Raw genomic sequence first — 13,559 nt, forward strand, 5'->3', positions numbered from 1 at the left:
TTTAAGTATCATTTATCGTGTTTTAAAGTTAGTATTATGGTAAAAAAAAGCTTATTAATTGTCTCATTGTTATTAAGCTTATTTTTTTGTGTGAAATTTTTATCTTTTAAAAACAAAACAAATTACTGTCCAACAGAGACTTTAAATAAAATTCAGAATGGCGATTTAGTTTTACGCTGCGGAAGATCTATTGAAAGTTTTACCGTGTATACAGCCGATAACAATTCCGAATTTTCACATATTGGAATTATTAGTATTGAAAATAATATGAGCTATGTAATTCACGCAGTGCCTTGTAATGATAATCTTATCAAAAAAGAAAAATTAACTGATTTTATAAGTCCAAAATTCGCATCAACTTATGCTATTTACCGCACAAATTTTAATACATCTATATTAAAAAAAGTTGTGAACCAAGCAAAGTTATTCCGCATAAAAAAATACACTTTTGATACTAATTATGATTTAAAAACTAATACAAAACTATATTGTACAGAATTAGTATTAAAAGCTTTTAAAAACTCAGGAATTGAATTAAATATTAAACCTTCCGAATTTAATTATATAGTTGGAAAACAAGAAATTATACTCCCTTCAGAATTTACAAAATCCCCATATTTTTATAAAATTATATAACATCTTAAAACAAATTTATTATGAAAAACTCAACAATTTACGCGTCAATTTTAACAATAATTCTAGTAGTAGGATTTAATTCTTGTGGTGGCTCAACAAGTTCTCCGGGAAAAGCCGTAATCTCACTTTATGAAAAAATGAAAAATAAAGACTTTGAAAAAGTTGCCAAAATGTATGTTAAAAAAGATGGCGAACAATTATCGGAAGATGAAGCAAAAAAAATAGAAGGATTGGTTGGAATGGGAGCTCAAGAAAATGAAAAAAAAGGTGGTTTAGATAAAATTACCATAGAAGAAGAAAAAATAAGTGAAGATGGTAATTCTGCAAAAGTTGATTTTATAATTCATTATAAAAATGGTGATACTGATAATGAACACGTTTCATTAATTAAAGTTAATGGCAACTGGTTATTTCAAATAACTAATTTTTAATGTTATGAAAAAGTTTTTTTTACTTACAACAGTTGTGTTATTTCTATTTAATATAAAAATGGATGCTCAAGAATATACGACCCTTGAAATTTTAAATCTTGATACTGAGATTGCAAGAAATGCAATCAATCAAACTTTTAAAGATTTAAAATTACCACCAATGCATATTTGGAATAATGAAACCTCTGATGAAAGTAGTTTTTATAAATATACCTCATTTATGGTAAAAAACAGGTTTGTATTTAAAGTAAATGTAGAACCGAATAAATTAACTATTTCAATTATAAACAGACAATATTATTCCAATAATATTTGGGTTGATAGTCCTTTACCAATGTCGAAAAAACAAGCCGCTAAAATTTTAGATCCCATAAAGGAAAAAGTTTTAGCGCTAACCAAAACTAATTAATATTAAACGAACCTCAGCTTTGCTGGGGTTTATTTTTATAAAAGGTTTTAAAATGAAAACAAATTATATTTTTTATGTACTATTCTATTTTATGCTGAATAGTCAACTAGCAATTTCACAAAAGCATATGTCTTTTGAAATTAATGATATTACAAAAGACGATGCTTGGGAAGCAACAATTAATACTTTTAAAGAATTAAAACTACCAAGAATTTCAATATATAAAAACACTACTTCAACAAAAAGTGATTATTATAATTATAGTAGTTTATTAGTTAAAAATAGGCTTAAATTTAATGTTGAGTTTCTCAATTCTAATTTAATTATTTCCTTAATAGATAGACAATATTTAACCAGCAACAAATGGCAAAACAATCCTTTGCCAATGTCTAAAAAAAAGGCAGCTAAAATTTTAGATCCGATCAAAGAAAAAATTCTTGAGATCACAAAAAGTAAAATTATAACTCAAAATAATGCAAACACTAGCAATTCCAAAAAATTAGAATCAAAAAAAGTAGGTATTTATAAAGACTTATTGCTTGTAAATACTAGCAATAAAGAAATGGATTTATTGGCTATTGATAGTAAAGGAACTATTGTTGGATATGATTTAACTGATGAGACAAAGAAAGTCAAATCAATAGTTTTCAAAGAAAGTTCTGATTCAGAAAGTATAACTATTCTTTTTAACGACCAGGGTGCTCCAACAGGAATGGTAACCGACCATTTGATTGTAAATATTTCTATAATTACTGAAAACAAAGCTAAATTATCAGTCCTTGACTTACAAGGAAACTTCATTGGAGAAAATACCATAGAATTACCCAATAGTGAACAAACAATTATTAAAATACAAGAAAAATCAAACACTCATGGACCATCAAATAATGAGTACTTTTTTAATACATCTGAAGATTGTTTTCCTTGTACACTTGTAAATACATCTACTATTACCAAAGCTCTTGGATGCGGAGCAGCAATTGCTGCAGGAACAGCAGTAGCAGGAAGTTCGGCAGGTTTAGCTGGTCCTTTAGCTGTAGCCGGGGTAATAGCTGCATGTGAATCGTTATATTTTGATGTGGTTTCTAAATATGTTGGGAATGATCATTTTGCTTTTGATGAATTAGTACTAGCTTCTGAAATTTCTGACGGAGTTGCTGCTGCACTACTATTAAATTTTAAAGGTGTTGGAGTAACCGCAAAATTTTTTTCTACTACATCGGTTTTTAATAGTTTAGTAACAAACAACATTAATAGTTATAAAAACGCGAAAAAACTTATTGAAAAATATGCCCCAAAAAAATTAAATATTCAAGCTAATAATCATAGTTCCTATACCTCAGTTATTATTAATGCCAATTCAAATTTAAATGATAAAGCAACTATTATTAAACTAGCTCATGAAGCAATGAATAAAATAGAAACTAATGAAACTAAAATTAAAACATTACAAAAAGCCGTAGAGTTAATTCTCACTCAAACTCAAGATGCCAATGATGCCAAGTTTTTAAAAATTGCAAATGATATTAAAAAAATTGATGATGACTCAAAAAATATTAGATCTGAATATGGAGAAAAAATTAACAAAATTGCAGAGAAAGGAACTATTGAATTTAGTTATAAAAAAACTGACCAGTCACAATGTTACAACATTAAAGGTTCAGTAAAGACAAAAGGTGCTCATTGGAGCCGGCCATTTCTAACAATTTTATTAGAATATAATATTCTACCTATTTCTTGTGCAGAAAAACTAGAATACGGAGCTGTTTTTAAAGGTAAAGGTGTTTCAACAATTACTTACAAATTTATAGGTGAAGATAATAAAGAAATTATGAAAGTTGGTAGTACAATTACGGAATTTAGAACAATTACAATGGATATTAATGGTTTTGAACAGACTGAACTTATTGAGATTTTTAAATCAAATCATTAAAAAACAAATAAACATATAAATTAATTGCTACTTATTAATAGAACAAAATTACTAAAAAAAGCTGCTAGTTAGCAGCTTTTTTTATCTTACCAACTTTTTATACTTAATACGTTTTGGCATTAAATCGCCGCCTAAACGTTTTTTCTTATTTTCTTCATAATCTGTAAATGAACCTTCAAAGAAATACACTTGAGAATCTCCTTCAAAAGCTAAAATATGCGTACAAATTCTATCTAAAAACCAACGGTCGTGACTAATAACAACAGCACAACCTGCAAAGTTTTCTAAACCTTCTTCTAACGCACGTAATGTATTTACATCTAAATCGTTTGTTGGTTCATCTAATAATAAAACGTTTCCTTCTTCACGCAATGTCATAGCTAAATGCAAACGGTTACGCTCACCACCAGACAATGTATTTACCTTTTTATTTTGATCACTTCCAGCAAAATTAAAACGACTTAAATACGCTCTAGAATTTACTTGCTTTCCTCCCATTAAAATCAATTCCTGTTCATCAGCAAAATTTTGCCAAATTGTTTTTTCAGGATCAATATTAGAATGACTTTGATCTACGTAAGCAATTTTAGCTGTTTCACCTACTTTAAATTCGCCTTTATCTGGTTGCAATTCATTCATTATCATTTTAAAAATAGTGGTTTTTCCTGCTCCGTTTGGACCAATAACACCAACTATTCCTGCTTGAGGTAAAGTAAAATTCAAATCTTCATACAATAATTTATCACCAAAGGCTTTAGAAACCCCAACCGCAACAATTACATTAGTTCCTAATCGTGGTCCGTTTGGAATATAAATTTCCAATTTCTCATCTAATTGATTTTGATCTTGGCTCATTAATTTATCATAATTAGCTAAACGAGCTTTAGATTTTGAATGACGTCCTTTTGGTGCCATCCTTACCCATTCTAACTCTCGTTCTAACGTTTTTTGACGTTTTGAAGCTACTTTAGACTCCAATGCTAAACGTTTAGATTTTTGATCTAACCAAGATGAATAATTTCCTTTCCAAGGAATTCCTTCACCTCTATCCAATTCTAAAATCCAGCCTGCAACATTATCTAAGAAATATCTATCATGCGTAACCGCAATTACTGTTCCTTTATATTGTAATAAATGATGCTCTAACCAGTGTACAGATTCAGCATCTAAATGGTTAGTTGGCTCATCTAATAATAATACATCTGGTTCTTGTAATAACAATCTACATAATGCAACTCTTCTTCGTTCACCACCTGATAAGTTTTTAATTGGTGTATCACCATCTGGAGTTCGCAATGCATCCATTGCAATTTCTAATTTTGTATCTAATTCCCACGCATTAGAAGCGTCAATTTTATCTTGTAAAATGGCTTGTTGTGCCATTAATTTATCCATTTTATCGGCATTAGAATATACTTCTTCTAAACCAAACATGTCGTTTATTTTGTTGTATTCATCTAAAATGGCTACTGTTTCAGCAACACCTTCCTTTACAACACCCATCACTGTTTTAGAATCATCCAACTCAGGCTCCTGAGATAAATATCCAACGGTATAACCTGGAGAAAAAACAACATCACCTTGATAGTTTTTTTCTATTCCAGCAATAATTTTCAACAATGTTGATTTACCTGAACCGTTTAAACCTAAAATTCCAATTTTTGCTCCGTAAAAAAAGCTTAAATAAATATCTTTTAATACTGGTTTATTTGCCCCTTGATAGGTTTTTGTTAAACCAGACATTGAAAAAATTACTTTCTTATCATCTGACATATGACTACTCCTCTATTTTAATTATTGATTATTATTTAAAAATCCACAATAGTATTCTATTGTTGAAATTATACTCTTCCTTTTAAAGCATTAAATACCCAAGCTATAGCAAAAAAGCCAATTCCAACAGCTGCAAATCCCCAACCCGCAATATCGTTATACCTAAATGCTCCTAAAGCAATTAAAATAAGACCAACTATTATCATAATGGCAGTTGCCCACGCTAAAACTGTATTTTTATTCATTTCAAAAATTATTTATTTTGTTAATATTCTTTTTAAGAAAATTGCAGTTGGTAAATATCGTAATTAATTCATTAATATAAAAAAAAAACGCTTCCCTTATGGAAAGCGCTTCAATAAATCAATTTTGTTTAATAAAATTTTGCTAAAACTATAAATTCAAGTGCATAATCTAAATATAGGTTTTATAATTCCATACAAATTAAATCAGCATACAGAGCATAAAATAATCCTCCTTAGACTCCTTGAATTATTTCAATTATTTATATAAAAATTGCATAAAATGATATTTTTTGCAAAAACCTCACAACAAATTATGAAAGACTATTCTTAAAACATCATAGGCACTTCAATAAAAAGTAACTCTGACTTTTTGTTCGCTTTTAATTTTATAGTGGTTGTTTTATAAATACCAATTGCATCACGGTTTTTTAAAATTTCATTTTCTAGTTCTAATTCACCATCAATTACCATAATATAAACACCATGATTTTCTGTTTTTATTTGATATGTGAAATTAGAATCTTCACTTAAATCAATTCTTGAAATTTTAGCATCTTGATAAATTTTTAATGAATCTTCTTCATTATTATCCATTGAAGAAACTATTACCTGCAATGTATTTTGACGTTCTTTAGCCTCAAACTTTTTTTGGTCGTATCTTGGAACAACATTTTCTTTATTAGGGACAATCCAAATTTGAAATAAATTAATAGCTTCATTCAGTAAATTATTCATTTCAGAATGTTGAACTCCACTTCCTGCAGACATTACCTGAACTTCACCTGTTTCAATTGGAATCCATTTATTAGACATAGAATCTCTATGCTTTAAACTTCCTTTTAAAGGAATTGTGATAATTTCCATATTATTATGTGGGTGCGTTCCAAAACCCATTCCACCACTTATAATATCATCATTTAACACGCGTAAAGCACCAAAATTTACTTTTTCTGGGTTATAGTAATTAGAAAAACTAAAAGAATAATTTGCTTTTAACCAACCATAGTCAGCAGTTCCTCTATCATTTGCTTTAAATATTATTTTTTTCATTTATCTAATTTTATCTAATAAGTTATTCAATATTTTAGCTTCATCTATGGAAATATTATTCATTCCATAATTTGCATTTTCTAAAGACGCTTTTTCTAATAATTCTAAACCTTTAACCGTAATTTTAATATATACAACTCTTCTATCTGTTTCACATCGTGTTCTTTCAATTAAATCTTTATCACACAATTTATCCATTAAGCGCGTAATATTAGGAGATTTCTCTATCATTCGATCTTTCACAGCATTTACTGTTATAGCTTCTTTAGCCCCTCGTAAAATTCTTAAAATGTTATATTGTTGAACAGATATTTTAAATGGTTTTAAAATATCATTTCCAATAGTATCTAACCAATTTGCAGTATATTTTATATTAATTAAAGCCTTAATCTTTTCATTTGGAAACGTTGAACTGATGTCTTTAGAAATATCACCCATAACTATAATACTCTTTCAAAATCTTCAACCAAACCAACTAGTGATGTTTTTAATTCTAAGTTCACAATTTCACTATTTATAAAATTCTCATTAAATAAGGGAAATGATAAATGACCTACAATTTCAGCTCCATGGTACGGAAATCTTCCTAAAGCTATTTCTAAAACTGTCATTCCTCCTCGTGCTCCAGGAGAAGTTGCTAATAACAACATTGGTTTATTTCTCCAAACTTTCCCTTCTATTCTTGATAGCCAATCGAACATGTTTTTAAATGCTACAGAATATGCACCATTATGTTCTGCTAATGAAACAATAAACCCATCTGCTTTATCCAATAATTCATTTAATTCATTTGCTTTTTCAGGAAAACCATTTTCAGACTCAACATCAACTGAAAACAATGGCAAATTATAATTACTTAAATCAATATTTATCAATTCCACATTATTAATTAAATCTCCTGTATATTCCGCCAACTGCTTACTAATTGACTGCTTACTATTACTACCTCCTATTGTTATAATTTTTTTCATATTAAATATTTGTTTGAGCAAATATAATATAAATAATTTTATATACCTAGGTATTTATTACCTTGTAATATTTTTAAGTATTATTTAACATTCATTTTGTACTTTAGCAACTCTAAATGATTTTAAAAAATGGATATCAACTTCAATAAAAACGAAGATTTTAATCAACTTCAACTTTCCGAATTAAAAAAGAAACTATTAAAAGTTTATAAAGGTGGTGGAGACTCTAGCATAGAAAAACATAAAGCAAAAGGTAAATTAACTGCAAGGGAAAGAGTTGATTATCTTTTTGATAAAAATAGTAATTCTATTGAAATTGGTGCTTTTGCCGGAGATGAAATGTATAAGGAACATGGTGGCTGCCCATCTGGTGGAGTGATAGTTAAAATTGGCTATATAAAAGGAAAACAATGTATTGTAGTAGCAAATGATGCAACTGTAAAAGCAGGAGCTTGGTTCCCTATTACAGGAAAAAAGAATTTACGTGCTCAAGAAATTTCCATTGAAAATAAATTACCAATAATTTATTTGGTAGATAGCGCAGGTGTATACTTACCAATGCAAGATGAAATTTTTCCTGACAAAGAACATTTTGGAAGAATCTTTAGAAACAATGCTATTATGAGCAGTTTGGGAATTACTCAAATTTCAGCAGTTATGGGAAGCTGTGTTGCTGGCGGAGCCTATTTACCAATTATGAGTGATGAAGCAATGATAGTTGACAAAACTGGAAGTATTTTTTTAGCAGGAAGTTACTTGGTAAAAGCTGCAATTGGTGAAAGTATTGATAATGAAACATTAGGTGGTGCCAAAACCCATTGTGAAATTAGTGGAGTTACAGATTATAAAGCGAAAGATGATTACGATGCTTTGGATAAAATAAAGTTTATTATTGATAAAATTGGTGATTTCGACAAAGCAGGTTTTAGTAGATCTGAATCAAAACTTCCTTTAGAAGATCCAAAAGACATATTTGGAATTCTCCCTAAATTAAGAACAGATCAATATGAAATACGAGGAATCATTGAACGTATTGTTGATAATTCTGAATTTGAAGAATATAAAAAAGATTATGGTAAAACCATTGTATGTGCTTATGCTCGTATAGATGGTTGGGCAGTTGGCATCATTGCAAACCAGAGAAAAGTGGTGAAAAATGCCAACAAAGAAATGCAATTTGGAGGTGTTATTTATTCTGATTCTGCAGATAAAGCAACACGATTTATTGCTAATTGCAATCAGAAAAAAATTCCTTTAGTGTTTTTACAAGATGTAACTGGTTTTATGGTTGGAAGTAAAAGTGAACATGGAGGAATTATAAAAGATGGCGCAAAAATGGTGAATGCAGTAAGTAATTCTGTAGTACCAAAATTTACAATAATTATTGGAAATTCTTACGGAGCAGGAAATTATGCCATGTGTGGAAAAGCCTACGACCCCAGACTAATTGTTGCTTGGCCATCTGCAAGATTAGCTGTGATGGGTGGTGAACAAGCTGCCAAAGTTTTATTACAAATTGAAACAGCTTCTTTAAAAAAGAAAGGAGAAAAAATTTCAAATAAAAAAGAACAAGAAATTTTACAATCTATTCAACAAAGATATGATACCCAAACGTCACCATATTATGCCGCTGCAAGGTTATGGACCGATGCAGTTATAAACCCATTAGACACTAGAAAATGGGTTAGTATGGGTATTGAAGCCGCAAATCACGCACCTATAAAAAAACAGTTTAATTTAGGAATAATTCAAGTATAAAAGTGTTGTAAATACAATTGGTAATAATTACATTTGCATCACTTAAAATAAAATACGTAGTATTATGGGAAGAGCCTTTGAACTTAGAAAAGGAAGAAAAATGAAACGTTGGTCAGCTATGGCAAAAATTTTCACCAGAATTGGGAAAGATATTGTAATGGCTATTAACGATGGAGGAGGAAATCCTGATACAAATTCTCGTTTAAGAGCTGTAATGCAAAATGCAAAGGCAGCTAACATGCCCAAAGAAAATGTTGAGCGCGCCATAAAAAAAGCGGCAGACAAGGACACCAGCAATTATAAAGAAGTTTTATTTGAAGGGTATGCTACTCACGGTATTGCGGTTATAGTAGAAACCGCTACGGATAATAACAATAGAACTGTTGCTAATGTTAGAGCCGCATTTAATAAATGTGACGGAAACTTAGGTACTTCTGGTTCTGTAGTTTTTATGTTTGATCATACGTGTACATTTACATTAAAGAAAGAAAATATTACAACTGACTTGGAAGATTTAGAGTTAGAATTAATTGACTTTGACGTTGAGGAAGTTTTTGAAGATGAAGATGGAATTATTATTTATGCGCCTTTTGAACAATTTGGTGCGCTACAAAATTATTTTGAAAAAAATAATCTAGAAATTATTTCTTCTGGTTTTGAACGTATTCCAAAAACAACCACTAAACTTTCTGAAGAACAACAAGCCGATGTTGAAAAGTTATTAGAACGTTTAGAAGAAGATGACGATGTACAAAATGTATATCATTCAATGGAAATGTAAAACTATGGTTTTTGCTGGCAAAAAATCTTCCGAATTAAAATTTGAAACACCTAAGGAAGTTTTATGCCCAAATTGTAATAAAAAAAATACTACCAAAGTATCCGTTATTGGTACTTACAAACATTTATTTCATATTCCATTTTTATCAGGTGGAAAATTTGGAAAATCTGTTTGTGAAAATTGCAACCATGAGTATGAATTAAACACCATGCCAAATTCAATAAAACTGGCGTATTACGAATTAAAAGAAACCGTAAAAACACCTATTTGGTTTTACGCTGGTTTAATTGGTATTAAAACATTGGTGTTAATTAAAATATTTAGTAGATATTTTTAAGCAATTTTAAAGTTTCTTTTCTATTTATTTTTTGAGTATCGGTTTCTAAAAAACTATTTACAAAGAAAAGTTCTTTCGGCATTTCATACTTAGAAAAGAATTCCATATTTTTTATATTTTCAAAAAGGTTGTCATTTTCAATTCCTTCAACAACCAAAATCAATTTTTCTCCTAAAATAGCATCTGGAATTCCTGCTACAAAAAATCGTTGTTTAATTACTTCAGAAAGTTTTTCTTCTATTTGCTCTGGAATTAATTTTATTCCACCTGAATTTATTACAGTATCAAAACGACCAAGCCAATTAAATTCACTCTCAGAAAGCAATTCAACCAAATCATTTGTTACTATTTTTTCATCACAAATTTTTGGAGCATCAATTATTAAACAACCTCTAGCATCTGTTGAAATTTTAATATTTGGAAGTGTTTTATAATGAGATTTCTCGACTGCGCTCGAAATGACAGAGTCAAAGTTATTCAATTTTTTAATTGCAATATGAGTCACTGTTTCAGTCATGCCATACGTTGCAAATAGTTTAGTTTTTAACTGTTGAATTTTTAACAATAAATCATTAGAAACCACGCCTCCACCAACTATTAACTTTTTAATTTTATGAATATTTTGGAGTGAATTAGTAACCTGCAATGGAACCATTGCAGAAAAATCGTATTCTTTTTCAATATGCTTTAAAGGTCCTGAAGATGGTTCCATAACATCTATTTGCCAACCTAACGTAATTGCTCTTACTAACATCATTTTTCCAGCAATAAAATTAACGGAAATACATAATAAAGCTGTTGTATTTTCAAACAAATTAAAAAATTCTCCAGTAGCTTTTGCACTGTTTATCATATGTTTTTTTTGAAGCTGAATTAACTTAGGAGTTCCTGTAGAACCGGAAGTTTTTACTTCAATAATTGTAGATTCATTAAACCAATTTTCTAAAAATTGAGCAACATCCATAGAAATTGATTTAGAAAACAAGAGTAATTCTTCAACAGATTTGAATGCATTTCCTTGTAATCGAAAGTCTTTATGAAATGTATTTCTCACTAGTAATTTTTAAAATTCCTTTTTATTCGTAGTTATCCTAAATTTATAGAGTTCATCATTCTGAACTTGTTTCAGAATCACATCAAACTCTTATTTTGCATATTATAATGAGACCCTGAAATAAATTCAGGGTGACGTAATATTTCTAAGCTATAAATTCTTCTTCTTTTAATTCAATTGGTTTCATAACAGTTCCAAACAATTTTTCTTTCCAATTAGTCCATCCATATTTGTTTGAAAAAATGTATAAAACTATTGGATACAACACCAATACTGGCATAAACATTTCCCAACCAACCGAAGGCTCTGAAGTATCAATTAACAGCGCATCTGTTTGAAAAACTGTCCAGTTTGCTGTTACCAAAACAGCTGCAACAATATTATTTGCAGCGTGGAATCCTAGAGATAATTCAGTCCCTTCATCCATCAAAGTAAAAATCCCTAACACCAAACCAGTTCCAATATAATACACCATACTTATCCATCCCAGTTTTTCAACTTCAGGATTTAAACCATGTAACAAACCAAAAATTACCGATGTTAAAATTAAAGCCACAAAAGATTTTTTAAACCAAGTTCCAAAACCTTGCATTAAATAGCCTCTAAACAAAATTTCTTCCATACTTGTTTGAATTGGTAAAAATAAAAATGAAACCAATACTAAAATTGCAAAAGAAACGGGTTTAAAGTTCCAAATAAAATTTTCTGGTTCTAGATAATAGCTAATAGCAATCATAATTACACCAATTACAGCCCAAAGACCAAAGGCATAAAAAAATCGGCTCCAATCAATTTTATCACGACTTGTAATTACTGAAATTATTTTTCGCCTATGAATTATTTTCACACCAAATAGCAATGAAATTAGTCCGCCCAAAAAAGTTAATATTACTAAAAACAAGTATAAATTAGAATCCATTCCTAACGAAACAAAATTATCATTTGCTGCTGCTAAAAAAGTTTCAAAATCTCCAGCGTAATAAAATGCAACTCCAATTAAAGGAATTACTGCAATAAATTGCCACCCAAAAAATAATAGTATAATGGTTACAAAATATGCCCACCATTGGTTTTCTCCTTTATATGCTTGTTGAATAAATTTCATAATATTTTAGTATAAGATGCTGAATCAAGTTCAGAATGACGTTATAAATTAAATGTCCAATTTTTTAAATTATTATAGTTTAAATAGCCGTTTTTTACTTCTAATGGACAATCAAAATTATTGGTAAATAAACCACCTGTTCCCAAACCTTGTGGCATTCTATTACCTAAAGTATACGTCCATTGAGCAATAGCATTTAAGCCAACATTGCTTTCTAAAGCTGATGTTATCCACCAACCAATTTGTAGTTTTTCAGCCAAATGAATCCACTCCTCACTACCTTTAAATCCGCCAACTAAACTAGGCTTTAAAATTATATACTGCGGATTTATTATTTGTAGCAATTCTTGCTTTTTTGTTACAGGAAAAACACCAATTAATTCTTCATCCAAAGCAATTGGTAAGGGCGTTTTTAAACATAAATTAGCCATTTCACTTATTTGTCCTTGCTTTATTGGTTGTTCAATAGAATGAATTTCAAATTCAGCTAAACGTTTTAATTTCTCTAAAGCTTCGTTTGGTTTAAAACCACCATTAGCGTCAACTCGTAACTCAATTTCTTTTGAAGAAAAATCTTTACGAATACTTTTTAGCAAGGAAAGTTCTGTTTCAAAATCAATGGCTCCAATTTTCATTTTAATGGTTGAAAATCCTGCTTCTAATTTATCTGAAATTTGTTTTTTCATAAATGATTCGTTTCCCATCCAAATTAAACCATTGATATTTATTGCATCTTTAGATTTTGTAAATTTTGAAGGAAATAATTCAAACAAATTATCGCTTTTTAATGACAATAAAGCTTGTTCCAAACCAAATTGAATGGAAGGAAATTGATTTAGTTCATTAAATAATTCGTCTTTATTTTTATGAATATTAGCACATAACCACACTAGTTTCTCTTCATAATCTGGTCTATCATCACAACTTAGGCCTCTAAACAAACCACATTCTCCAATTCCTAATTTATTCTTTTCAATTAATTTTAAAAAGAATGTTTCTTTGGTATGTAAAACACCACGAGATGTTCCACTTGCCTGTTTAAAATTTAGAATATATTTTTGAAAACTTGCTTTCAT

15 protein-coding genes are annotated in these 13,559 nt (G+C 29.3%); 7 read left to right on the forward strand and 8 right to left on the reverse strand.

Going from position 1 to position 13,559, the window contains the following annotated elements:
- Positions 1 to 36 precede the first annotated feature (36 nt).
- Genes JEY78_RS10045 through JEY78_RS10060 form a run of 4 tightly spaced genes read left to right on the forward strand, consistent with a single transcriptional unit; the run spans position 37 to position 3,409 of the window.
- Entirely contained in the window at positions 37 to 636 is a 600-nt protein-coding gene (locus JEY78_RS10045; protein ID WP_291850419.1) for a YiiX/YebB-like N1pC/P60 family cysteine hydrolase, read from the forward strand.
- Positions 637 to 656: 20 nt separating this feature from the next.
- A complete protein-coding gene (locus tag JEY78_RS10050; RefSeq protein ID WP_291850422.1) occupies positions 657 to 1,067 on the forward strand; it encodes a DUF4878 domain-containing protein in 411 nt (136 codons plus the stop codon).
- A 4-nt stretch (positions 1,068 to 1,071) separates the two neighbouring features.
- Positions 1,072 to 1,476, forward strand: a complete 405-nt coding sequence (locus JEY78_RS10055) for a hypothetical protein (RefSeq protein ID WP_291850424.1) — start codon at positions 1,072 to 1,074, stop codon at positions 1,474 to 1,476.
- Between the two features lie 52 nt (positions 1,477 to 1,528).
- Positions 1,529 to 3,409 (forward strand): hypothetical protein, encoded by a 1,881-nt coding sequence (locus tag JEY78_RS10060; protein WP_291850427.1) that lies wholly within the window; start codon positions 1,529 to 1,531, stop codon positions 3,407 to 3,409.
- A gap of 81 nt (positions 3,410 to 3,490) precedes the next feature.
- On the opposite strand, the gene ettA is transcribed toward JEY78_RS10060, so the two are convergent.
- The 5 genes from ettA to JEY78_RS10085 form a co-directional block, all read right to left on the reverse strand.
- Positions 3,491 to 5,182, reverse strand: coding sequence for an energy-dependent translational throttle protein EttA (ettA, locus tag JEY78_RS10065; protein WP_291850430.1), 1,692 nt, complete (start codon positions 5,180 to 5,182; stop codon positions 3,491 to 3,493).
- Between the two features lie 68 nt (positions 5,183 to 5,250).
- Complete coding sequence (locus JEY78_RS10070; RefSeq protein ID WP_291850432.1) at positions 5,251 to 5,427, reverse strand: CAL67264 family membrane protein; 177 nt, start codon at positions 5,425 to 5,427, stop codon at positions 5,251 to 5,253.
- Between the two features lie 327 nt (positions 5,428 to 5,754).
- Entirely contained in the window at positions 5,755 to 6,477 is a 723-nt protein-coding gene (locus JEY78_RS10075; RefSeq protein ID WP_291850434.1) for a pirin family protein, read from the reverse strand.
- Positions 6,478 to 6,915, reverse strand: a complete 438-nt coding sequence (locus tag JEY78_RS10080; protein ID WP_291850437.1) for a MarR family transcriptional regulator — start codon at positions 6,913 to 6,915, stop codon at positions 6,478 to 6,480.
- Positions 6,916 to 6,917: 2 nt separating this feature from the next.
- On the reverse strand, positions 6,918 to 7,448 hold the full coding sequence (locus tag JEY78_RS10085) for an NADPH-dependent FMN reductase (RefSeq protein WP_291850440.1): 531 nt from the start codon (positions 7,446 to 7,448) through the stop codon (positions 6,918 to 6,920).
- A gap of 129 nt (positions 7,449 to 7,577) precedes the next feature.
- Between JEY78_RS10085 and JEY78_RS10090 the strand changes: the two genes are divergently transcribed.
- The 3 genes from JEY78_RS10090 (at position 7,578) to JEY78_RS10100 (ending at position 10,324) form a co-directional block, all read left to right on the forward strand.
- On the forward strand, positions 7,578 to 9,206 hold the full coding sequence (locus JEY78_RS10090) for an acyl-CoA carboxylase subunit beta (protein ID WP_291850442.1): 1,629 nt from the start codon (positions 7,578 to 7,580) through the stop codon (positions 9,204 to 9,206).
- 64 nt (positions 9,207 to 9,270) lie between these two features.
- Positions 9,271 to 9,987: a YebC/PmpR family DNA-binding transcriptional regulator gene (locus JEY78_RS10095; protein ID WP_291850445.1), complete on the forward strand. Its 717-nt coding sequence runs from the start codon at positions 9,271 to 9,273 to the stop codon at positions 9,985 to 9,987.
- Positions 9,962 to 10,324 carry a hypothetical protein gene (locus JEY78_RS10100; RefSeq protein ID WP_291850447.1) on the forward strand — a complete coding sequence of 121 codons (363 nt, stop codon included), beginning with the start codon at positions 9,962 to 9,964 and terminating at the stop codon, positions 10,322 to 10,324. Before JEY78_RS10095 ends, JEY78_RS10100 begins: the two co-directional genes overlap by 26 nt.
- Here the strand turns inward: JEY78_RS10100 and JEY78_RS10105 are convergent.
- The 3 genes from JEY78_RS10105 to JEY78_RS10115 form a co-directional block, all read right to left on the reverse strand.
- Positions 10,308 to 11,378, reverse strand: a complete 1,071-nt coding sequence (locus JEY78_RS10105; RefSeq protein WP_291850450.1) for an AMP-binding protein — start codon at positions 11,376 to 11,378, stop codon at positions 10,308 to 10,310. The two genes, JEY78_RS10100 and JEY78_RS10105, sit on opposite strands and share 17 nt — an antisense overlap.
- Before the next feature lie 145 nt (positions 11,379 to 11,523).
- Positions 11,524 to 12,483, reverse strand: a complete 960-nt coding sequence (locus tag JEY78_RS10110) for a CPBP family intramembrane glutamic endopeptidase (RefSeq protein ID WP_291850453.1) — start codon at positions 12,481 to 12,483, stop codon at positions 11,524 to 11,526.
- 41 nt (positions 12,484 to 12,524) lie between these two features.
- A complete protein-coding gene (locus JEY78_RS10115; RefSeq protein WP_291850456.1) occupies positions 12,525 to 13,559 on the reverse strand; it encodes an o-succinylbenzoate synthase in 1,035 nt (344 codons plus the stop codon).

Source organism: Lutibacter sp. (genome assembly GCF_016342705.1).
GTDB lineage: Bacteria > Bacteroidota > Bacteroidia > Flavobacteriales > Flavobacteriaceae > Lutibacter.